Consider the following 22123-nt stretch of genomic DNA (forward strand, 5'->3'; position numbering starts at 1 on the left):
GGCCGACCGGCGGCCGGCGGACCGGCCGTGGCCGGACATAAGCCGCCCACGATCGCTACACAGCCGCGGCCGACCGGCGGCCTGCGGACCGGCCGGGGATGGGCATACACCGCCGGACGGCCCCGGCCGTCCGGCGGCAGACGCTTGTCTGCAGCAGAGCTCGGCGGGGCGGCCGTGAGGCCGCAAGACGGAGGTGTGCACGGCGCGAAAGCCGCCGACGGTGGGCAACCGCCCACTGGGAGACCTCAGCGATGCCCTCCCACCCGCACGGGTGGTGCGGGTGGGTATCCCCAGCCCGCGCGGAGCGCGGGCGCAGCCCCCACCGGCCCCGGCCGGGCCGGGTCGGCTCCGCACCCCACCCGCCAAGCCAAGCGCAGCGGACCGGCGGCCCCGCCACCCCCCTATGGTGGAGGCCCTGCCCCCGGTCGATACGGAGCGCACGCCGTGACCAGTCACGAAGACTTCGCCAAGGCACTGCACGCCCAGCGCGTGTGGGACGTCGAGCTGCCCGGGTTCGATGTGGCGGCCGCGCCCGGGGAGCCTGCGGAGCTGTTCCGGGAGTGGTTCGTGGGGGCCGTACGGGCCGGGCAGGCCGAGCCGCACGCCATGACGCTCGCGACCGTCGGCGAGGACGGCGAGCCGGACCTGCGCACGCTCATGCTGCACGACGTGGACGACCGCGGCTGGTGCTTCGCCAGCCACCGCACCAGCGCCAAGGGCCGCCAGCTCGCCGCGCAGCCCGCGGCCGCGCTCGGGTTCTACTGGCCCTCCGTCGGGCGGCAGGTGCGGGTGCGCGGGCTGGTGGTGACCGGGTCCGCCGAGGAGAGCCGGGCCGATCTGGCCGCCCGTACGCGCGGGGCGCTCGCCGCCGCGCTCACCGGCCGGCAGAGCGAGGTGCTCGGCAGCGCCGAGGAGCTCGCGCGGGCCTCGGCCGCGGCCTGGGAGCGGGCCGGGGCCGAGCCGGACGCGGCGGTGGACACGTGGACGCGGTACGTGCTCCGGCCGCGCGAGGTGGAGTTCTTCCAGGGCGACGCCATGCGCCGCCACGTACGGCTGCGCTACGTCCGCGAGGGCGACGGCTGGCGGCAGGAGCTGCTCTGGCCCTGACGGTTCAGGCCGGGCGGAAGACCGGGATCGCCAGGTCGTCGGATTCCGGCAGGAAGGTCACCACCAGGTCCATGCCGATCCGCGGCTGCTCGCAGTCCAGCAGTTCGGTCATCATCCGCGGGCCCTCGGCCAGGTCGACGACCGCGGCCGTGTACGGGACGCGGGTGCCGAACGGCGGCAGGTCGTTGCGGTGGACCACCGACCACGTGTAGAGGGTGGCGCGGCCGCTCGCCGGCTCCCAGGTCACGTCCTCGCTCCAGCAGTACGGGCAGAACTCCCGCGGGTAGTGGTGCGCGCGGCTGCACCCCCCGCAGCGCCGCAGCAGCAGCCGTCCGGCGGCGGCCGCCTCCCAGTAGGTGCGGGTGAATGCGTCCGCCTCGGGCAGGTCGTGGCGCGTGGTCACAGGAACAGTCCGATCGCGTTGTCGAGGGACCAGGCCTGCCAGCTCATGGCGAAGAGCGCGACGAGGGAGATGAGCGCCATCATCGCGTTCTGACCCTGCTCGGCCCAGTCGTGGATCATCAGCACCAGGTAGAGGAGGTTGAGCAGCAGGCCTCCGGCGAGCGCGATCGGGGTGAGGAAGCCCGCGATCAGGCCGAGTCCGAGGGCGAGTTCGGCGTAGACGACGACGTACGCCATCAGTTTCGGGCGGGGCTGGACGACGGCGGAGAAGCCCCTCTTCACGATCGGCCAGCGGTGTTTGCCGGCCACGTCCGCGGCCCAGGCGATGCCGGTGCCGCGTTCGAACCAGCCCTTCTTGTCCTTGTGCCGCCAGCTCTCCAGCCACCACAGGCCGAGGCCGATCCGGAGCACGGCGAGCCATTCGGCCCCACTGAGCCAGACGGTCTGCATCAGGCACCCTCCCACCCACGATCTGACGGTACGTCAGTTCAGCGGATCCGCCGCGACAGCGCAAGGGGTCCGGCCCGTGATCGATTCGCAACCGGATCCCGTCTTGACCGAGACCCAACAACTCTCTGTGCCGATACGCTCACACTCCATGTCCGCAAGCCCGGGTACCCCCCACATCCGCGAAGCCGACGGATCCGCGCAGCCCCCCGTGTACGTGATCGGCGCCGGACCCGCCGGCCTGGCCGCCGCAGCCGCGATGCGCGCCCACGGCGTGCGCGCCGTCGTCGTCGAGAAGTCCGACGACGTCGCCGCCTCCTGGCGCGCCCACTACGACCGGCTGCACCTGCACACCACCCGGCGCCTCTCCGGCCTTCCCGGCCTGCCCATGCCGCGCCGCTTCGGCCGCTGGGTCGCCCGCGACAACGTCGTGCGCTACCTGGAGAAGTACGCCGAGTACCACGAGCTGGAGCTCGTCACCGGCGTCGAAGTACACCGCATCGAGCCCGCGGAGGGCGGTACGGACTGGGTGCTGCACGCCGACGGCGGACGGCGGCTCGTCGCCCGCGCCGTGGTCGTCGCCACCGGCTTCAACCACACCCCGCGCCTGCCGGACTGGCCCGGCCTGGACACGTACACGGGCACGTTCGCCCACGCGAGCGCCTACCGCAACGCCGAGCCGTACGCCGGCCGGGACGTGCTCGTCGTGGGCGTCGGCAACACCGGCGCCGAGATAGCCGTGGACCTCGCCGAAGGCGGCGCCGCGCGGGTCCGGCTCGCCGTCCGCACCGCACCCCACATCGTGCGCCGCTCGACCGCCGGCTGGCCCGCCCAGCGCACCGGGATCCTGGTCCGGCGGCTGCCCGTACCGCTCGTGGACCGGCTCGGCGCACTCGTGGCGAAGGCGTCCGTGCCCGACCTGTCCGCGTACGGGCTGCCCCGCCCGGACACCGGCCTCTACAGCCGGGTCAAGGAGGGCGCGATCCCCGTGCAGGACGTCGGCCTGATCGACGCCGTGCGCAAGCGGAAGGTCGAGCCGGTCGCCGCGGTCGAGTCCTTCGACGGCCCCGAGGCGGTCCTCGCGGACGGCAGCAGGGTCAAGCCGGACGCCGTTGTCGCCGCCACCGGCTACCGGCGCGCCCTGGAGGACCTGGTCGGCCATCTCGGCGTACTGGACGAGCGCGGCCACCCGCTCCCCCACGGCGCGCAGACGCACCCGAAGGCCCCCGGCCTGCACTTCACCGGCTTCTCGAATCCGATCAGCGGTATGTTCCGCGAGATGGCCCTGGACGCGGAGCGGATCGCCAAGGCGCTCGCCCGCAGCTCCTACCAGACCGGCCCCGGCGCCGAGGGCGAAACACTGGAAACTGGCGGACTTTAAGGCCGATCTACACTCCTCACCGGGCCGGACTCGGGCCACGGCGGGCTGCCTTCACCGCTGTGACCTGCGGGGATTCCGGCCCGGTCGGCACCGGGGCCATGAGGGGTGGCGCTGGGGGTCGCAGGGCAGTCTTGCCCGCGGATTGGGCGCTTCCTAGGGTCCCGATCATGAGCATTCCCACGGAGCCCATCGGCAGCATCCCCCGGCCCGCGAGCCTGTTGCAGGCCCTCACGGCACACGTCCAAGGCACCTTGTCGACAGCCGAGTTGACCGCCCTCCAGGACCAGGCGACGATCGAGACTCTGGCCCAGCTGGAGAAGATCGGCTGCCCCGTCCTGGTGGACGGGGAGCAGGCCAAGCCCAGCTTCGCCACCTACCCGGTGGCCGGCCTCGACTCGCTCGGCCCCGACGGCGCGGTCATCCCCTTCGCCGACGGCCACACCCGCCGGCTGCCCGCGCTGACCGCCGGGCCCTTCCGGTACGGGACCCGGGCCGCGAGCTACCTGCGGGACGCCCGGCGACACACCGACCGGCCGGTCAAGCAGGCGGTGATCGCCCCCTCCGCGCTGAGCCTGCTCTACCCGGCCACGCCGCTGGAGGACTACTCGCGCGAGACGTTCCTCAAGGACCTCGCCGACGAGGCCGAGGCCGACATCCGGGAGTGCCTGGACGCGGGGGCGCACTCCGTGCAGCTCGATTTCACCGAGGGCCGGCTGTCGCTGAAGCTCGACCCGAGCGGCAGCCTCCTGGAGCAGTTCATCGCCCTCAACAACGAGGTCCTGGGCCGGTTCACCGAGGCCGAACGGGCCCGCATCGGGGTGCACACCTGCCCCGGCGGCGACCAGGACTCCACGCACAGCGCGGACGTGGACTACGCCGACCTGCTCCCCCGGCTGTTCCGGCTGAAGGCCGGCAGCTTCTACGTGCAGCTGGCGAGCGAGCCGGACCCCGAGCGCGTGCTGCGGGTCATCGCTGACGAACTGCGTCCGGGCGTGCGCGTCTTCGTGGGCGTCACCGACCCGATCGACCCCGTGGTGGAGACCCCGGAGCAGGTCCGCGACCGGGTCCTGCTGGCGGCCCGGTACATCCCGGTGGAGCAGCTCGGCACCTGCGACGACTGCGGATTCTCGCCCTTCGCCGACGACACGTCGACCTCGCGCGAGATCGCCTTCGCCAAGATCGACGCGCGGGTACGGGGCACCGCTCTCGCCTCGGAGGCGCTCGGCGCCTGATCCCCTGCACCGGCCGCCGGGCCCGTCCGGCCGCCGTACGTGCGGAGCATCCGCAGAAGGAGGTTCCGTCCGCCCTGTTCCTGACGCGGCGTCAGTTCAGTAATCTGACTAAGCGTCAGTTATCGAGAGTCATCGAGCAGGAGCGGGCGGAACGATGCTTGGATCTACTCACGGCACCCTCACCACCGACTTCCGCGCGCGCGTCGAGGCCTGCGGGGAACAGCCTCGCAGAGCAGTCCACTCCACGGCCACACCCCCTGCCGACGCGGCCGCGGACCTGGACGTCAGCGGACGGCCCCTGCGCGCCGACGTCCCCGATCTCGACCGCTTCTTCCGGCCCGAGTCGGTCGCCGTCATCGGCGCCTCCGACGCCGAGGGCAGGCCCAACACCGGCATCACGCGCCAGCTGATCGCCTGGGCCGACCGCGTCGGCGCCCGCCTGCACCCCGTGCACCCCACCCGGGAGACGGTCTTCGGCCGCGCCTGCTTCCCCTCCGTCACCGCCCTCCCCGAAGAGGTCGACCTCGCCGTGCTCCTGGTCTCCGACCCGGTCCCGGTGATCGAGGAACTGGCCGAGACCAAGACCAGGTTCGCCGTGGCCTTCGCCTCCGGCTTCGCCGAGACCGGCGACGAGGGAGCGGCCGCCCAGGCCCGGCTGGCCGCCGCCGTCACCCGCTCCGGCCTGCGGCTGCTCGGCCCCAACACCAACCTGAACGCCTTCGAGGAGTTCCGCGAGGACCTCGACGGCCCCGCCATCGCACTGATCACCCAGTCCGGGCACCAGGGCCGACCCGTCTACACCCTCCAGGAACTCGGCATCCGGCTCTCCCACTGGGCCCCGACCGGCAACGAGGCCGACCTCGAGACGGCCGACTTCATCTCGTACTTCGCCGGGCAGCCCGAGGTCGGCGCCATCGCCTGCTACGTCGAAGGCCTCAAAGACGGCCGCTCCTTCCTCCTCGCCGCCGACCACGCCGCCCGCAACGGCGTCCCCGTCGTCGCCGTCAAGGTCGGCCGCACCGAGACCGGCGCCCGGATGGCCGCCTCCCACACCGGCAAGCTCACCGGAGCCGACACCGTCGTCGACGCGGCGATGCGGCAGTTCGGAGTCATCCGCGTCGACGGCCTCGACGAACTCCAGGACACCGCCGCCCTCCTCGCCCGCGCCCGCAAGCCGCGGGCCGACGGCGTCGTCGTGTACTCCATATCCGGCGGTACGGGCGCCCACTTCTCCGACCTGGCCACCGAAGCCGGCCTGACGCTCCCCACTTTCTCCGAGGCCAGACAACAGGAACTCCACACCTGGATCCCGGAGTACCTGAACGTCGCCAACCCGGTCGACAACGGTGGCCACCCCGTGGGCGACTGGCGCGGCCGCAAAATCATCGACGCGATCCTGGCGGACCCCTCGGTCGGCGTATTGATCTGCCCGATCACCGGCCCCTTCCCCCCGATGAGCGACAAGCTCGCCCAGGACCTCGTCGACGCCGCCGAAGCCACCGACAAGCTGATCTGCGTGGTCTGGGGCTCCCCGGTCGGCACCGAGGACGCCTACCGCACCACCCTCCTCGGCTCCTCCCGCGTCGCCACCTTCCGCACCTTCGGCAACTGCATCACCGCCGTCCGCGCGTACCTCGGCCACCACCGCTTCACCAGCCACTACCGCTCCCCCTTCGACGAAGCCCCCCGTACCCCCTCGCCCTCCTTCCGCAAGGCCCAGGCCCTGATGCGCCCCGGCCAGCAGCTCAGCGAGCACGCCGCCAAGCAGCTGCTGCGCGCCTACGGGATCCGCGTCCCCCGCGAACAGCTGGTGACCAGCGCCGCAGCAGCAGTACGCGCGGCAGGGCTGGTCGGCTACCCCGTCGTGATGAAGGCCTCCGGCCCCCAGCTGGGCCACAAAACCGAACTCGGCCTCGTCAAAGTCGGCCTGACCTCCGCCAGCCAGATCCGCGACGCCTACCGCGAGCTGACCGACATAGCCCGCTACGAGGGCATCCCCCTCGACGGCATCCTGGTCTGCCAGATGGTCGAACGCGGCGTCGAGATGGTCGTCGGCGTCACCCAGGACCCCCTCTTCGGCCCGACGGTCACGGTGGGCCTCGGCGGCGTCCTCGTCGAGGTCCTCCACGACGCCGCCGTCCGCGTCCCGCCCTTCGGCGAGGACCAGGCCCGCGCCATGCTGACCGAACTCCGCGGCCACGCCCTCCTCGAAGGCGTACGCGGCGCCCCGCCCGCCGACGTCGACGCCCTGGTCGAAGTGGTCCTGCGGATCCAGCGGATGGCCCTCGAGCTGGGCGACTCCCTCTCGGAACTGGACATCAACCCGCTGATGGTCCTGCCCCGCGGCCAGGGCGCCGTCGCCCTGGACGCCCTCGCCATCTGCCGCTGACAGGAGCCCCGCATGGAAGTCCTGCACGACATCGACAACGGCGTCTCCTGGATCACCCTCAACCGGCCCGAGGCGATGAACGCCGTCACCTGGGACCAGCGCGAACGCGTCATCGCCCTCCTCGGCGAGGCCTCCGCCGACCCCGCCGTCCGCGCGGTCGTCCTCACCGCCACCGGCAAGGGCTTCTGCGCCGGCGCGGACCTGCGCGGCGCCCCCTCGACCACCGACCGCGTCCCCGGCGACGTCGCCCGCCTGATCCGCCTGGGCGCCCAGCGCCTGATCACCGCGGTCATGGACTGCGAAAAGCCGGTCATCGCCGCCGTAAACGGCACCGCCGCCGGCATCGGCGCCCACCTCGCCCTCGCCTGCGACCTGGTCGTGGCCGCGGAATCAGCCCGGTTCATCGAGGTCTTCGTCCGACGCGGCCTGGTCCCGGACGGCGGCGGCGCGTACCTGCTGCCCCGCCTGATCGGCCCCCAGAAGACAAAGGAACTGATGTTCTTCGGCGACGCCGTACCCGCCGCCGACGCGCTCGCCCTGGGCCTGGTCAACCGCGTCGTCCCCGACGACGACCTCCCCGCAACGGCCCGCACCTGGGCCGAACGCCTCGCCCAGGGCCCCACCCGCGCCCTGGCCCTCACCAAGGCCCTCGTCAACGCCTCCCTGGACACGGACCGCACCACGGCCCTCGCGGCCGAGGCCGCGTCCCAGGAGATCAACATGACCACCGCGGACGCCAACGAAGGCGTCGCCAGCTTCGTGGAGCGCCGCAGGCCCAAGTACCGGGGCCTATAGGCTCCCGGCATGGCGTACACCTTCCAGGTAGTGATCGATTCCGCGGACCCCCACACGCTCGCCGACTGGTGGGCCGAGGCGCTCGGCTGGGAGGTCGAACCGAGCGACGAGGCCCTCATCCGCAAGCTGGTCGCATCGGGCCAGGCGAGCGAGGACGACACCACCACCCACCGCGGCACCCTGGTCTGGAAGGTGGGCGCCGCGATCCGCCACCCGGAGGGCGTGGAGCGCGCCCCGCGCGTCCTGTTCCAGCGGGTGCCGGAGCCCAAGTCCACCAAGAACCGCGTCCACCTCGACGTCCGGACCGCCCCGGACGACCCCAAAACCGTGGTCGACCGCCTCCTCGCCGCGGGCGCGACCTTCCTCCACAACGGCAGCCAGGGCCCGTACACGTGGACGACCCTGGCGGACCCGGAGGGCAACGAGCTCTGCGTGACCCCTTAGCGGGGAGCCTGGCGGGGCCGCCGGTCCGCTGCGCTTGGCTTGGCGGCTGGGGTGCGGAGCCGACCCGGCCGCGGGTCGGTGGGGGCTGCGCCCGCGCTCCGCGCGGGCTGGGATACCCACCCGCACCACCCGTGCGGCTGGGAGGGCAACGCTGAGGTCTCCCAGTGGTCGGCCACCCACCGTCGGCGGCTTTCCCGCCGTGCGCGCCTCCGTCCTGCGGCCTGACGGCCGTCCCACCGAGCTCTACTGCTGACAAGCGTCCGCCGCCGGACGCCCACGGCTGTCCGGCGGCCGCTGCCGGCCCATGCCCGGCCACAGACAGCCCGGCCGTCGCCGAGACGAGCGGACCGCGTAGCGATCGTGGGCGGCCTATGCCCAACCACGGCCGGTCCGCCAGCCGCCGGTCGGCCTCGGCTGTGTAGCGATCTGCCGCGTGCCCTTCCGCCCGAAGGGCGGGCCGCGCCCCCGACCCCGCTCCACGGGCCCAGGGGGACCGGCACCGGGTCCCGTCCCCCCTGCCATCCCTCCCCCTCCGGGGGATGCTCGCAAGTCTGTGGACTTCCGGGACGGGACGGGCGGTCAAGGGTGGAGCGAAGCGGAATCGCGAAGCGACGCGACGACGAGGAACGAGGAGGAGCGCCCTTGACGGGCCGGCCCGGCACGGACGGACACTCAGACATGCGGGCATCCCCCGGAGAACCGTCCAAACCCCGACCCACCGGAAACCCGCCCCCGCCATCACCGACCCGCCGTCATCCTGACCGCAGCACACCTCGGCTCAGCCGAGTGCCGATGCGCCGGACCCGCCTCCGGAGAACATAGGAGCCAGCGCGGCACCGACCCCCGCCCCCGAACCCCTTCCCATCTGACGAACCGTCAGTTTCAATGGCGGGGTGATGGGACACGCAGGGATGGCGGCCACCGTCGTCCGATACCTCAGGTCAGTCGGCTCCCCGACCTCCGCGGAGCCCATCGATGCACTGCCCCGCCCGCACCTGCGGGCCGTCGGGGAGGACGAGCGGGCGCCCGTCAGCCCGACGGAGTTCCGGACCGTGCTCGGGAACTTCGCGAGCGGCGTCACCGTCATCACCGCCCCCGGCACCCCAGCCACGACCGCAACCACAGCCACAACCACAGCCACAACCACAACCACAACCACAACCACAACCACAACCACAACCACAACGGATGCCACCACCGCGGATGCCACCACCGCGGCCACCACCCCCGAAGGCCCCGCCGGCTTCGCCTGCCAGTCCTTCGCGTCCCTCTCCCTCGACCCGCCCCTGGTGACCTTCATGGTCGCCCGCACCTCGACGACCTGGCCGCGGATCGCGCGCGCCGGGGTCTTCTGCGTCAACATCCTCGGCGCGGAACAAGGAGACCTCTGCCGGTCGTTTGCGATCAGCGGTGCCGACAAGTTCGCCGGGGTGTCCTACTCCCCCGCGCCCGTCACCGGCTCACCGCAGCTCGCTGCGGTCCCTGCCTGGATCGACTGCCGGATCCACGCCGTCCACACCGGTGGCGACCACCTGATCGTCGTCGGCCGCGTCGAGGCCATGGGCGCCGCCGGCGAGGGCGCCCCGCTCCTCTTCCACCGCGGCAAGTTCGGCCGCTTCACCGGCAACTGAGAGCGGGCCCGCCCCCACCCCCGCCCCCAGGCCCGCAGCCCGCCCGGCGCGGCGCCGGCGCGATGGGGGCACGCGCGATGGGGGCACGCGCGATGGGGGCACGCGCGGCAACCGCCACGACAGGCCAGAGGAGTACGGTACGGGTGCCCAGGACCCCGTTCAGAAGGTCAGGACGCCCCGCGCCACCCGCCCCTGGTGCGCGTCGTCCGCCGCCTTCGCGAAGTCCTCGATCGGGTAGGTCTCCGTCACCAGCTCGTCGAGGAGCAGCTTCCCCTCCCGGTACAGCTCCGCGTACAGCGCGATGTCCCGCTGCGGCCGCGAGGACCCGTACCGACACCCCAGGATCGACTTGTCGAGGTACATCGACGAGACCAGGAACGACGCCTCCTCCGTGAACCCCGGCACGCCCAGCAGCACCGCCTGCCCGTGCCGGTCGAGCAGATCGATCGCCTGCCGGATCAGGTTGACGTTCCCGACGCACTCGAAGGCGTGGTCGGCCCCCGTCGGCAGGACGCCCTTCACGGCGGCCGAAACGGCATCCGCCCCGCCCGCCGACGCGTCCACGAAGTGGGTGGCGCCGAACTGCCGGGCCACGGACTCCTTCGCCGGGTTGGCGTCCACCGCCACGATCCGGGTGGCGCCCGCGATCCGTGCGCCCTGGAGGACGTTGAGTCCGATGCCACCCGTGCCGATGACGACGACCGACTCGCCGCGGTCGACCTTCGCCCGGTTGAGTACGGCGCCCACGCCCGTCAGCACACCGCACCCGATCAGCGCCGCGCTGGTCAGCGGGATGTCCTTCGGTATCTTCACGGCCTGCACGGCCTTGACGATGGTGCGTTCCGCGAAGGCGGAGTTGGACGCGAACTGGAAGAGCGGCTGCCCGCCGCGCGAGAAGGGCCTGCCGGGCATCCCGATGGCCTGCCGGCACATGGTGGGCCGGCCTCGGTCGCACTCCGCGCACGCCCCGCAGTTCGCCAGCGTGGACAGGGCCACGTGGTCCCCGGGCCCCACGTGCGTGACCCCCGCCCCCACGGCCCGTACGACTCCCGCACCCTCGTGGCCCAGCACCACCGGCGGCGGGAACGGGATCGTCCCGTCGATCACCGACAGGTCGCTGTGGCAGAGGCCGGCCGCGGCGATCGCGACGAGCACCTCGCCCGGTCCCGGGTCGCGGATCTCCAGGTCGTCGACCACTTCCGCCTGCCTGCCGTCGAAGACGACGCCCCTCATCGCACTCACCTGGCCTCTCTCGGTAGGCCGAGCACCCGCTCGGCGATGATGTTGCGCTGGATCTCGTCCGAACCGCCGTAGATCGTGTCGGCACGGGTGAACAGGAACAGCCGCTGGTCCTCCGAGAGCCCCTGCTCATACGGAACGTCCAACGCGCCACCCGCATCTCCGCCGCCGCAGGCATCAGCCGACCCAGCCGACCCGGCCGCCCCCCACACCTCCACGGCCAACTCCCCGAGCCGCCGGTGCCACCCGCCCCACAGCAGCTTGGCCACGCTCGGCGCCCCGGAGGCGTCCCCCCTTGCGGAGGCGTCTCCCCCGGCGGAGGCAGTCCCCTCTCCCCCGCCCCTCCCCAGGGTCCGCAGCGCGTTCCACCGCATCACCTGGAGCCCGGCCCACTGGCGGACCAGCCGGTCGCGGATGACCGGGTCGTCGGCCGCCCCGGTCTCGACGGCCGTACGGACGACCCGTTCCAGCTCCGCCGCGAAGCCGATCTGCTGGACCAGGGTCGAGACCCCGCGCTCCAGGGCGAGCAGGCCCATGGCCACGGCCCAGCCGTGTCCCTCGCCGCCGACGACCTCCTCGGCTACCGCGCCGTCGAAGAACACCTCGTTGAACTCGCTGGTCCCCGACATCTGCCGGATCGGCCGCACCTCGACCCGGCCGCCCGGCTGGTCCATCGGCACGAGCAGGAAGGACAGCCCGGCGTGCCGACGCGAGCCGGGCTCCGTCCGCGCGAGCACGAAGCACCAGTCGGCCTCCCGGGCCAGCGAGGTCCAGATCTTCTGGCCGGTGACCCGGTACCGGGCCTTCCTTCCTCCCCCCTCCCTGCCCCCCGCCTCCCGGACCGCGGTGGTCCGGATCCCGGCGAGGTCCGAGCCCGCGCCCGGTTCGCTGTAGCCCTGGCACCACAGTTCCTCGCCGCGCGCGATGGCGGGCAGGAACCGGTCGCGCTGCTCCTGGGAGCCGTACGCGAGCAGGGTCGGCGCGAGCAGGTTCTCCCCGATGTGCCCCACCCGGGCAGGGGCCCGCAGGCGCGCGTACTCCTCCGCCCACACCACCTGCTGCGTGAGCGAGGCGCGCTGCTGCCCGTACGCCCCGGAGGGCGCCGCCCAGCCCAGGCCGATCCAGCCCGCGCGGCCGAGCTCGCGTTCCCACTCGCGCCGCTCGGCCACGCCCTCGTGCTCGCTGCCCGGCCCGCCGAGGCCGGCCGCGGCCGCGTACGGGCCGGAGCCAGCCATCCGGTCCGCGAGCCAGGTCCGCGCCCGGACCCGGAAGTCCTCGTCCGCGACCTCGAAGCCGAAGTCCAACAGACCCACACCCCTCCCTCTGGATCCCTCTGGCTCCCTCTGACGCCTGCCGCCTCTGGCCGCCTCTGGCTGCCTCTGGCGCCTGCTTCCTCCCACCCGCCGCCGTCTAGGCGTTGGGCCGTTCCTTGGCGGCCGCCGCCGTGGCCATCGCCTCCAGCTGGGCGATCATCGGCATGGGATCCGTGCCGACCGTCCCGGGCAGGAAGTCGGCGATCTTCTCCGGGGTCCAGGAGCCCTCGGCGTAGCCCGCGCGCAGTTCCCGCGGCTGGGCCCAGACGGCGATCTTGGGTCCGGCGATCGTGTAGACCTGGCCGGTGATCCGCTCGCCGCCGACGGCCCGCGCCCGGTCGCTGAGCAGGTACGTGACCAGGGCGGCGACGTCCTCGGGCTCGCCGATCTCCTTGAGCTCCATGGGTACGTTGGCGGACATCCTGGTCCGGGCCACGGGCGCGACGGCGTTCGCCGTCACTCCGTACTTGTGGAGGCCGAGGGCGGCGCTGCGCACCAGCGAGATGATCCCGCCCTTGGCCGCGGAGTAGTTGGCCTGCGCCACGCTGCCCTGGTGGTTGCCGCTGGTGAAGCCGATCAGGGTGCCGGTGCCCTGCTTGCGCATGACGGCGGCGGCCGCGCGGAACACGGTGAAGGTGCCCTTGAGGTGGGTGGCGACGACGGGGTCCCACTCCTCCTCCGACATGTTGAAGAGCATCCGTTCGCGCAGGATCCCGGCGACGCACACGACGCCGTCGATCCGGCCGTACTCGGCGAGCGCGGTGTCGACGATGCGCTGCCCGCCGGCCATGGTGGAGATGTCGTCGGCGACGGCGATCGCCTCCCCGCCCGCGGCCAGGATCTCCTTGACCACGTCTTCCGCGACCTGGCTGCTGGGCTCGCCGCCCTCGACCGAGACGCCGTAGTCGTTGACGACGACCCTGGCTCCCTCGGCGGCGGCGGCGAGCGCGACGGCCCGCCCGATGCCCCGGCCCGCGCCGGTGACGGCGACGACCTTGCCTGCCAAGAAGTTCCCCACGTCCGGCCCCTTCCCGCGGTTTCTGACGGACCGTTAGATTTAAGGGCCATCGGGTCCGCGAGCACAAGACCTCAGGAGGTCCCATGTCCCTGCCGGCCGAGTTCCACGAGATCGCCAAGAGGGTCAACAACTGGGGGCGCTGGGGGGCCGACGACGAGATCGGCACGCTGAACCTGATCACCGCCGAGGTGGTACGGGCCGCAGCGGCCGAGGTGCGTACGGGCCGCCGGATCCCCCTCGCGCTCCCCCTGAAGGAGGACGGGGTCCAGGCCGGCCTGATACCCGGCCGGATCAACCCCCTCCACACCATGGTGCAGATCAACCAGGAGCTGTTCGGGCCGGGCACGGTCGCCTGCAGCGACGACGCCGTGACGATGGGCCTGCAGTCCGCCACCCACTGGGACGCGCTCACCCACGTCTCGCACTCGGGGCGGATCTACAACGGCCGCCCGGCCGACACCATCACCCCGCACACCCGGGCGCAGTTCAGCGGAATCGAGAAGGCCACTCCGGTCCTCTCGCGCGGGGTGCTGCTCGACGTGGCCCGCGCCAAGGGGGTCGACCGGCTGCCCGGGGACCACGCGGTGACGCCGGAGGACCTCGCCGAGGCCGAGGAGTTCGGCCGGGTCACGGTCCGGGCCGGTGACATCGTCCTGGTCCGCACCGGGCAGATCCAGGCCTACCTGGCCGGCGACAAGCACGGCTACGGCTACCCGTCCCCGGGCCTTTCGGTCCGCACCCCCGAGTGGTTCCACGCGCGCGACGTGGCGGCGGTCGCCAACGACACGCTGACCTTTGAGATCTTCCCGCCGGAGATCGAGAATCTATGGCTGCCGGTGCACGCGCTGGACCTGGTCGAGATGGGGATGCACCAGGGCCAGAACTGGAATCTGGAAAAGTTGTCCACAGCCTGTGCAGAAGAAAACCGGTACGGCTTCCTGCTCTCCGCCATGCCGGAGCCCTTCGTCGGCGGCACCGGCACCCCGGTGGCCCCGGTGGCGGTCCTGTAGCCCCGGTGGCGGTCCTGTAGGGGTTGCGGCCCCCACCCGCGCTCTTGCCGTCCGCCCCGGCGGCCGCACAGAGTACGGAGATGACACCGGTACCGGCCGACCCCACCGCCCTCCTGACGGCCTTCGCCCGCACCCGCGCCGACCTCGACGGCCGGGAGGTGACGTACTGGTGGTCCGGGGACGTCTTCTCCTGGGCGCCCGGCGAGCCCTACACCCGGATCCTCGGATTCGAGGGGCTCAACGTCTCCCGGCTCGTCGAAGACGGCCCCGGGGCCTACCAGTTACTCACCCGGGAGGCCGCCTTCTACCTGGACCCGCAGAGCCGGGAGATCCTGGAGACCTGGCAGGACCGGCCGGTGGTCCACGTCTGGAACGACCCGGCCAACCAGAAGTGGCGGCCGTTCCCCGTCCCGTGCACCCCGCTGGGCGACCAGGTCTGCTTCAGCCTCGAGATCCCGCTCGCCTACCCCTCGCCGCTGCCCGTCGCCGACTACCCCGCGCACTCGGCGGACGACACGTACCGGGCTCTGGAGCTGTTCCAGTTCTTCGCCCCCGCCGACGTTTTCACCACCGACCGGCCGAGCGTGCCCGCCACCATGTCGTGGACGCGGATGTCGCCCTGGCTGCCGTGGATGGCCCGGGGGCAGCGCCCCGGCGGGCTCACCTTCCACTGCCGGGGCCGCAAGCTGGATGCGTACGACGAGCTCCCGGAGCGCACCCGCGCCTACATCGCGGACCGCAATCCCGAGTACGCGCACGCTCCGGAGAAGCGGACCGAGCCGAACGAGACCAGCTGGACGTACTTCCGCAAGCTCAACCCGCCCCGCCCGACCTGACCAGCCGACCGCCGACCTGATGACCGGGCGACGGGGCGACCTGGCGACCTGGCGACCCCCGATGACCTGGCGACCCCTGACGACCGGGTGACCGGGTGACCTGCGGGTGGCGGCGTACGTTCGTGCACGCCCCGAGCGCGGCACGGCAGCCGCCACCCCACGACCCGCACTCGTCAAGGTCGACCCTTGGCGTCCCCTCGCGACGAATCGCTCATTCCAGGGTGATCAACGCATGACGGTCCGTCAACACCTCGTTAGAGGTACATCCGGCTCTCGGCGGCCTTCTCGTCCCGGTCGACCTCGCACCAGATCCGCTTGCCCGCTCCCTCGCGCTGCCAGCCCCAGCGGTCCGCCAGCCCGTCGACGAGCTCCAGGCCACGGCCGTTGGTGTCCTCGCCGTCCGCGTGCCGGCGGGCCGGCGGGCAGTCGCTGACGTCCATGACCTCGACCCGTACGCCGGGACCGCCGAACAGCATCCGCAGGACGGCCGGGCAGCCCGTGTGCACGACGGCGTTGGTGACCAGCTCGGAGATCAGCAGGATCAACGTGTCGGCGAGGGGCTCGTCCACCCCTATGCCGCACCCGGCGAGCCGGGACCTCGCCCATCTGCGGGCCCGGCCCACTTCGGCGGGATCCGGACCGACCTCCAGCTGAACCTGAAGCACCTGCACCGCTCACACCATCCGAACCGGCGGACACTTCGCCTCGCGACAGAACGGGATCACGGTCCGTGACCCCCTTGCGGAGCAGCATGGTTGACATACAGTCACCACAACAAGCGCTTCAGGCATATTCCAGCGCGAAGGAGTAGGCGTGGTGCATACTGTGCGACGCCCTCGCCGCTCGACCGCTCGCATCGTGGGAGCGTACCGGAGCGCGCCCTCGACTCCGGTGCGTAACGAGTCGGGCGAAGGACACAAACCGATATCAACTCTCCGTAATCGGACATGCGTCCCGCCCTGTCCCACCAGTTACCCGAGCAGCTACCCGAGCGAGCCCGATCCCAGCCCGGCCGCCAGCAGTTCCTCGGCCTCCGCTGCCGTGCACCACTGCTCCGCGCGCAGCCACGCCCGCTTCAGATGCAGGTGCACGTCCGCCTCCCAGGTGAAACCCATCCCGCCGTGCACCTGGAGGCAGTCCCGGGCGTTGCGCACCGCCGCCTCGTCGGCCAGCAGCTTGGCCCCCGCGATCTCGGCCGCCTCGCCCGTCACGGCGGCCGCGTAGACCGCCGTACGGGCCAGCTCGGCCCGCACCAGCATCTGCGCGCACAGGTGCTTGACCGCCTGGAACGCCCCGATCGGCTGCCCGAACTGCTCCCGCTCCTTCGCGTACCGCACCGCGAGCTCGCACGTGCGCAGTGCGCTGCCGAGCTGGAGGGCGGCGGTCAGCAGCGCCCCCTCGGGCCGCCGCGTCCACGGTGTCCTCGGCACGGCCACCCGGTGCAGCGGGGTCAGCGGATCCGCCGAGCGGACCGCCTCGCCCGCGATGCCGCCGGGATGGTCCAGTACGGCGTCGGACTCGTCCAGGTAGGCGACCAGCCCGTCGAGGTCCGGCGCGGTCACCACCGTCTCGCCGGCGGCCGCTCCGGGGACCGCCCCGGCGGCCAGGTGCGTGGCCACCAGCGGGCCGGGCAGCAGGGCGGCTCCGGCCTCCTCGAAGACGAGCACCGCCTCCGGCAGTCCGAGGCCGACCCCGCCCCCGGCCTCCGGCAGCCGCAGCGCGAAGAAGCCCGCCGCGCCCAGCTCCCGCCACAGCCCGCGGTCCACGACCTCCGCACCCGAGTCGACGGCGGCGCGCAGCGCCTCCCGCCCGTACCGCCCGGCGAGCAGGTCCCGCACTCCGGCCCGCAGGTCCCGCTGGTCCTCGGTCGGCTGGAAGTCCACGGCGTGCTCACCGGCCCTTCGGGAGGCCGAGTATCCGCTCGGCCACGATGTTCTGCTGGATCTGCGAGGTGCCGGCGGCGATGGTGTACGAGAGCGAGGACAGGCGGTCCGCGACCCATTCCTCGTCGAGGACGAGGGAGCCCGCGCCGAGCACCTCTGCCGCCGTGTCGTAGAGCTCCTGCCGTGCGTGCGAGTAGCGCAGCTTGAACACCGATCCGCCGGTGCCCGGGACGCCGCCGGTGCGCTGGGCGGCGCTCACGTTCCACTGGATCAGCCGCCACAGCGCGCCGAACTCCGCGGACAGCCGCCCGAGCCTGCGCCGCAGGACGGGGTCGTCCCAGCGCCCGGTGCGCCGCGCGTGGCGGGCGAGTTCGTCCAGCACCCGGCGGCAGGCGACGACCTCGCCGACGAAGGCCGTGCCGCGCTCGAAGGAGAGGGTGACCATGGTGACGCGCCAGCCGTCGTTCTCGGCGCCGACGCGGTTGGCGACGGGGACCCGTACCTCGTCGAGGAACATCTCCGCGAACTCGGCCGATCCGGCGAGGGTGCGCAGCGGCCGTACGGTCACGCCCGGCGCGTCCATCGGCAGGGCGAGCCAGGTGATGCCGCGGTGCCGGGAGGTGTCGGGGCCGGAGGGGCTGGAGGGGCTGGAGGGACCGGTGCGGACGAGCAGCTCGCACCAGTCGGCGACTTCGGCGTGGGAGGTCCAGATCTTGGAGCCGGTGATCACGTATTCGTCGCCGTCGCGGACCGCGCGCGTGCGCAGGGAGGCGAGGTCGGAGCCGGCGCCGGGCTCGGAGAAGCCCTGGCACCAGATCTCGTCGCCGCGCAGGATCGGCGGCAGCCAGCGGGCCTGCTGCTCTGCGGTGCCTTCGGCGGCGATGGTGGGTCCGGCGTGGAGGAGGCCGACGAAGTTCGCGCCGACGTAGGGCGCTCCGGCCCGTTCGGTCTCCTCCAGGAAGATCAGCCGCTGGGTGGGGGCGGCGTCCCAGTGCACGTCGGCGTATCCGGCGTCGTGGAGGGCCCGCTGCCAGCCGGTGTCGTAGGCGCGGCGGCCCGGCCAGTCGTCGGGCGAGGGGCGGGGCGGGAGCTTGGGGAGCACGACGGCGAGCCATTCGCGCAGCCGGGTGCGGAATTCCTCTTCTTCGTCGGTGTACGTGAGGTCCATCAGCGGCCCTGGCCGCCCTGGCTGCCCCGGCCGCCCTGGTCGAAGGACAGGCCGAGCATCCGGATGGCGTTGCCGCGCATGAGCTTGTAGACGGTCTCGTCGTCGAGGCCCTTGACGTGGTCGAGGGCGACCTCCTTGGTGTGCGGGAAGGTCGAGTCGACGTGCGGGTAGTCGGTCTCGAAGGTGGCGTTGTCGCGGCCGACGATGTCGATGGCCTCGATGCCGTGCTTGTCGCGGAAGAAGCAGCAGAAGATCTGCCGGTAGTAGTACGTGGACGGGGGCTCGGGGATCAGGTCGCGGACGCCGCCCCAGGCCCGGTGCTCCTGCCACACGTCGTCGGCGCGCTCGAGGGCGTACGGGATCCAGCCCATCTGGCCCTCGCTGTAGGCGAGCTTGAGCCGCGGGAACTTCACGAGGACCCCGGAGAAGAGGAAGTCCATCATCGAGGCCATGGCGTTGTTGAAGCTCAGGGAGGCCTGGACGGCGGGCGGGGCGTCGGGGGAGGCGGCCGGCATCTGCGAACTGGAGCCGATGTGCATGTTGACGACGGTTCCGGTCTCCTGGCAGACGGCGAAGAACGGGTCCCAGTAGCCGGAGTGGATGGACGGCAGGCCGAGGTAGGTGGGGATCTCGGAGAAGGTGACGGCACGGACGCCGCGGGCGGCGTTGCGGCGGATCTCGGCGACGGCGAGGCCGATGTCCCAGAGCGGGATGATGCACAGCGGGATGAGGCGGCCGCCGCTGTCGCCGCACCATTCCTCGACCATCCAGTCGTTGTAGGCGCGGACGCAGGCGAGGGCGACCTCCTTGTCCTTGGCCTCGGCGAAGGTCTGGCCGCAGAAGCGGGGGAAGGTCGGGAAGCACAGGGAGGCCTCGACGTGGTTGAGGTCCATGTCGGCGAGGCGGGCCGCCGGGTCCCAGCAGCCGCGCCGCATCTCCTCGCGGGTGATGCCTTCCAGGGTCATGTCGTCGCGGTCGAAGCCGACGGCGGCGATGTTGCGCTTGTACGGGAACTTGAGGTCCTCGTAGATCCACCAGTCGGTCGGCGGGCCGTCGGGGTCCATGGAGATGACGTACTTGCCGCCGGTGTAGACGAGCTCGCCGATGCCTGCGGTGATCGCCTGGGGGCCGCGGTCGCGGTAGCGGGCGGGCAGCCACCGGTCGAACAGGTGGGCGGGCTCGATCACGTGGTCGTCCACGCTGATGATCCGGGGCAGTTCCATGGGTTCCCCTCACCGTTTCTGATGGATCGTCAGAAACAAGCTAGCCCCGCGACCCCTGGACCGACAAGCAGCCGCGCCCTACCCTCTCCAGTTGATCTGACCATCCGTCAGATATCTCGGTTGTGGAGGCTGGGCATGACGGACACGCACACCACGACAGGACCGGGGCAGGCCCGAGAGCCGGGGCGCGCCCGAGAGCTGGGGCAGGCCGCCACCCTGTGGGACCTGATCACGCGCCGCGCCGCGCTCACCCCGGGCGCCCCCGCGCTCATCGAGGCCGACGGCGGCCGCCGCATCACCTTCGGCGAGCTGCACGACCGCGCCGAGCGCGTCGCGGCCGCCCTCCACGCCCGCGGCATCCGCCCCGACAGCGTCGTCGCCTGGCAGCTGCCGACCCGGATCGAGACCGTCCTGCTGTCCGTGGCCCTCGCCCGGCTCGGCGCCGTCCAGTCCCCCGTGATCCCCTTCTACCGCGACCGCGAGGTCGGCTTCGCGCTGCGCGAGTCCAAGGCCGGGTTCTTCGCCGTGCCCGGGAAGTGGCGCGGCTTCGACCACACCGCGATGGCCGGCCGCCTGGGCGCCCGCGGCACCTTCGAGGCGTACGAGGACCTGCCCGAGGCGGACCCGGCCGAGCTCCCGCCCCCGCCCGCATCCGGCACCGAGGTCCGCTGGATCTACTGGACCTCCGGCACCACCTCCGACCCCAAGGGCGTCCTGCACACCGACCGCTCGCTCATCGCCGGCGGCTCCTGCCTGGCCCACGCCCTGCACCTGGGCCCCGCCGACGTCGGCTCGATCGCCTTCCCGTACGCGCACATAGGCGGCCCGGACTACCTGGTGATGCTGCTGCTCTACGGCTTCCCGGCCGTCCTGTTCGAGAAGTTCGCGATGCCGGACGCGCTGGAGGGCTACCGGCGCCACGGCGTCACCGTCGCGGGCGGCTCCACCGCCTTCTACTCGATGTTCCTGGCCGAACAGCGCAAGCAGCCCGGGGAGAAGCTGATCCCCACCCTCCGCCTCCTCGCGGGCGGCGGCGCCCCCAAACCGCCGGAGATCTACCACGCGGTGGTCCGCGAGCTGGGCTGTCAGCTCACCCACGGCTACGGCATGACCGAAGTCCCCATGATCACCATGGGCTCGCCGGACGACTCCCCCGAGAACCTCGCCACCACCGAGGGCCGCCCGCCCGCCGGCATGTCCGTCCGCATCACCGACGCCGCGGGCACGCCCCTCCCGGCCGGCACCGACGGCGAGGTGCGGCTGCGCGGCGAGGCCGTCTGCCAGGGCTACCTGGACCCCGCCCAGAACGCCGGCGTCTTCGACGCCGACGGCTACCTCGTCACCGGCGACCTCGGCCACCTGACCGCCGACGGCCACCTCGTCCTGACCGGCCGCAGCAAGGACGTCATCATCCGCAAGGGCGAGAACATCTCCGCGAAGGAGATCGAGGACCTGCTCCACCGGCTCCCCGGCGTGGCCGACACCGCGGTCATCGGCCTCCCCGACCCCGAGCGCGGCGAACGCGTCTGCGCGGTGGTCGAACAGCCCCCCGGTGCCGAACCCCTCACCCTGGCCGCGCTCACCGACCACCTGCGCGCCGAAGGCCTCGCGACCCACAAACTCCCCGAACAGCTGGAGCTGGTCGACTCCCTCCCCCGCAACGACACCCTGCGCAAGGTCCTCAAGTACAAACTGCGCGAGCGCTACGCCTAAGGGCCGTCCCCGAGCAGGGCGAGGCCCATGTCGCTGGCCGCGTAGTGCACCTCGCGCCGGTAGCGGTGGCCCGTGACCAGGCCCGCGTCCCGCAGCACGGCCAGGTGCTGCGAGACCGCTCCCAGGCTCAGTCCCGTACGGGCGGCCAGCTGGGTCGTTGTGGCCGGGGAGGCCGTACCGGCGAGCAGCCGGGCCCGGCTGCGGCCCAGCAGGCGGGCCAGGCCCTCGCCCGTACTGCCGCGCCGCTCCCACAGCATGCCGGTCCCACGCGCGGGGTAGACCAGGCACGGCGGGGTCGTGCCCTGCCCCTCGAGCAGCACGCAGCGGTCCGCGAACGCGCTCGGGACCAGCGTGAGGCCGGCGCCGTCCAGCTGCGGTTCCGCCGCCGGGAGGTCTGCGGAGACCAGACGGGCGCCGTCCCAGCCCAGGGCCGGGTGCAGCCGGGTGAGGACCTCCTGGATGCCGTCCTCGGCGAGCTGCCGGGTCCGGTACGCGATGTCGGCTTCCAGTACGGCGCGGATGCGCGGCCAGTGGGGCCGTACGGCAGCCCGCCACCAGCCCGTCACCGCCACTGTCACCGCGCCCGCGTCCCCCGTCCCTCCCGGGCCGTCCGGTGCCGGTGCCGGCAGGAGCGCGAGCTCCTCCTCGATCTCGGCCAGCGGGCACCGCGGCGCGGGCGCCACGAAACCTGACAGACGGACGAGCAGCTCCTCCGGCCCGGCACCCCCACCGGCCCGCCGCACGGCCAACGCCTCTTTGATCCACGGCAGGTGCACCGCGTGCCGGGCCGGATCCGCCGCCGCGCGCACGCTCGCCACCGTCTCCCACAGCGGCGACACCGCGAACCTCAGCTGGGCCAGGTCACCCAGTCCGAACCGCACCGCGCCCATCC

The 22123-nt window shown here is 72.6% G+C and carries 19 protein-coding genes and 2 pseudogenes; 11 read left to right on the top strand and 10 right to left on the bottom strand.

The genetic code is table 11. The annotated features are described in order from the left end of the window. Positions 1–444: 444 nt before the first annotated feature. Positions 445–1107 (top strand): pyridoxine/pyridoxamine 5'-phosphate oxidase, encoded by a 663-nt coding sequence (locus tag ACZ7H1_RS31810; protein WP_470791326.1) that lies wholly within the window; start codon positions 445–447, stop codon positions 1105–1107. Between the two features lie 4 nt (positions 1108–1111). Here the strand turns inward: ACZ7H1_RS31810 and ACZ7H1_RS31815 are convergent, their stop codons facing one another. Both ACZ7H1_RS31815 and ACZ7H1_RS31820 read right to left on the bottom strand, forming a co-directional pair. After that, a complete protein-coding gene (locus ACZ7H1_RS31815) occupies positions 1112–1510 on the bottom strand; it encodes a Zn-ribbon domain-containing OB-fold protein (RefSeq protein ID WP_470791327.1) in 399 nt (132 codons plus the stop codon). After that, positions 1507–1959 carry a DoxX family membrane protein gene (locus ACZ7H1_RS31820; protein WP_470791328.1) on the bottom strand — a complete coding sequence of 151 codons (453 nt, stop codon included), beginning with the start codon at positions 1957–1959 and terminating at the stop codon, positions 1507–1509. Before ACZ7H1_RS31820 ends, ACZ7H1_RS31815 begins: the two co-directional genes overlap by 4 nt. 148 nt (positions 1960–2107) lie before the next feature. Here ACZ7H1_RS31820 and ACZ7H1_RS31825 point away from each other — a divergent pair, with 148 nt between their 5' ends. The 7 genes and pseudogenes from ACZ7H1_RS31825 to ACZ7H1_RS31855 form a co-directional block, all read left to right on the top strand. Further along, the gene (locus tag ACZ7H1_RS31825) at positions 2108–3337 is read left to right on the top strand and encodes a flavin-containing monooxygenase (protein WP_470791330.1); all 1230 of its coding nucleotides are present in this window, start codon (positions 2108–2110) and stop codon (positions 3335–3337) included. Between the two features lie 167 nt (positions 3338–3504). Further along, positions 3505–4569: a cobalamin-independent methionine synthase II family protein gene (locus tag ACZ7H1_RS31830; protein WP_470791332.1), complete on the top strand. Its 1065-nt coding sequence runs from the start codon at positions 3505–3507 to the stop codon at positions 4567–4569. A 154-nt stretch (positions 4570–4723) separates the two neighbouring features. Further along, the gene (locus tag ACZ7H1_RS31835; protein ID WP_470791334.1) at positions 4724–6958 is read left to right on the top strand and encodes an acetate--CoA ligase family protein; all 2235 of its coding nucleotides are present in this window, start codon (positions 4724–4726) and stop codon (positions 6956–6958) included. A 12-nt stretch (positions 6959–6970) separates the two neighbouring features. Beyond that, a complete protein-coding gene (locus ACZ7H1_RS31840) occupies positions 6971–7753 on the top strand; it encodes an enoyl-CoA hydratase/isomerase family protein (RefSeq protein ID WP_470791336.1) in 783 nt (260 codons plus the stop codon). A gap of 9 nt (positions 7754–7762) precedes the next feature. Next, on the top strand, positions 7763–8197 hold the full coding sequence (locus tag ACZ7H1_RS31845; RefSeq protein WP_470791338.1) for a VOC family protein: 435 nt from the start codon (positions 7763–7765) through the stop codon (positions 8195–8197). Positions 8198–9108: 911 nt separating this feature from the next. Beyond that, positions 9109–9297: pseudogene (locus tag ACZ7H1_RS31850) on the top strand (flavin reductase); the annotation flags it as partial. 129 nt (positions 9298–9426) lie between these two features. Next, positions 9427–9828: pseudogene (locus ACZ7H1_RS31855) on the top strand (flavin reductase family protein); the annotation flags it as partial. Positions 9829–9987: 159 nt separating this feature from the next. Here the strand turns inward: ACZ7H1_RS31855 and ACZ7H1_RS31860 are convergent. From ACZ7H1_RS31860 to ACZ7H1_RS31870, 3 genes are all read right to left on the bottom strand, one after another. Beyond that, on the bottom strand, positions 9988–11061 hold the full coding sequence (locus ACZ7H1_RS31860; RefSeq protein WP_470791404.1) for a Zn-dependent alcohol dehydrogenase: 1074 nt from the start codon (positions 11059–11061) through the stop codon (positions 9988–9990). A gap of 5 nt (positions 11062–11066) precedes the next feature. Continuing rightward, positions 11067–12371 carry an acyl-CoA dehydrogenase family protein gene (locus tag ACZ7H1_RS31865; RefSeq protein ID WP_470791405.1) on the bottom strand — a complete coding sequence of 435 codons (1305 nt, stop codon included), beginning with the start codon at positions 12369–12371 and terminating at the stop codon, positions 11067–11069. 106 nt (positions 12372–12477) lie between these two features. Then, positions 12478–13398 carry an SDR family NAD(P)-dependent oxidoreductase gene (locus ACZ7H1_RS31870; RefSeq protein WP_470791339.1) on the bottom strand — a complete coding sequence of 307 codons (921 nt, stop codon included), beginning with the start codon at positions 13396–13398 and terminating at the stop codon, positions 12478–12480. 83 nt (positions 13399–13481) lie between these two features. On the opposite strand from ACZ7H1_RS31870, the gene ACZ7H1_RS31875 reads away from it, so the two are divergent. Next, positions 13482–14408: a cyclase family protein gene (locus ACZ7H1_RS31875; RefSeq protein WP_470791341.1), complete on the top strand. Its 927-nt coding sequence runs from the start codon at positions 13482–13484 to the stop codon at positions 14406–14408. A gap of 80 nt (positions 14409–14488) precedes the next feature. Further along, positions 14489–15244 carry a DUF1838 family protein gene (locus ACZ7H1_RS31880; protein ID WP_470791342.1) on the top strand — a complete coding sequence of 252 codons (756 nt, stop codon included), beginning with the start codon at positions 14489–14491 and terminating at the stop codon, positions 15242–15244. Between the two features lie 254 nt (positions 15245–15498). On the opposite strand, the gene ACZ7H1_RS31885 is transcribed toward ACZ7H1_RS31880, so the two are convergent. The 4 genes from ACZ7H1_RS31885 to ACZ7H1_RS31900 form a co-directional block, all read right to left on the bottom strand. After that, entirely contained in the window at positions 15499–15915 is a 417-nt protein-coding gene (locus ACZ7H1_RS31885) for an ATP-binding protein (RefSeq protein WP_470791344.1), read from the bottom strand. Between the two features lie 312 nt (positions 15916–16227). Next, the gene (locus ACZ7H1_RS31890; RefSeq protein ID WP_470791346.1) at positions 16228–17127 is read right to left on the bottom strand and encodes an acyl-CoA dehydrogenase family protein; all 900 of its coding nucleotides are present in this window, start codon (positions 17125–17127) and stop codon (positions 16228–16230) included. 7 nt (positions 17128–17134) lie between these two features. Beyond that, the gene (locus tag ACZ7H1_RS31895) at positions 17135–18295 is read right to left on the bottom strand and encodes an acyl-CoA dehydrogenase family protein (RefSeq protein WP_470791347.1); all 1161 of its coding nucleotides are present in this window, start codon (positions 18293–18295) and stop codon (positions 17135–17137) included. Next, positions 18295–19518 (bottom strand): amidohydrolase family protein, encoded by a 1224-nt coding sequence (locus ACZ7H1_RS31900; RefSeq protein WP_470791349.1) that lies wholly within the window; start codon positions 19516–19518, stop codon positions 18295–18297. Before ACZ7H1_RS31900 ends, ACZ7H1_RS31895 begins: the two co-directional genes overlap by 1 nt. A gap of 135 nt (positions 19519–19653) precedes the next feature. Here ACZ7H1_RS31900 and ACZ7H1_RS31905 point away from each other — a divergent pair, with 135 nt between their 5' ends. Then, entirely contained in the window at positions 19654–21231 is a 1578-nt protein-coding gene (locus tag ACZ7H1_RS31905; protein WP_470791350.1) for a class I adenylate-forming enzyme family protein, read from the top strand. Here the strand turns inward: ACZ7H1_RS31905 and ACZ7H1_RS31910 are convergent. Then, positions 21228–22121, bottom strand: coding sequence for an ArsR/SmtB family transcription factor (locus tag ACZ7H1_RS31910; RefSeq protein WP_470791351.1), 894 nt, complete (start codon positions 22119–22121; stop codon positions 21228–21230). The two genes, ACZ7H1_RS31905 and ACZ7H1_RS31910, sit on opposite strands and share 4 nt — an antisense overlap. Between the last annotated feature and the right edge of the window lie 2 nt (positions 22122–22123).

It is taken from the genome of Streptomyces sp. NPDC037401 (assembly GCF_055602345.1).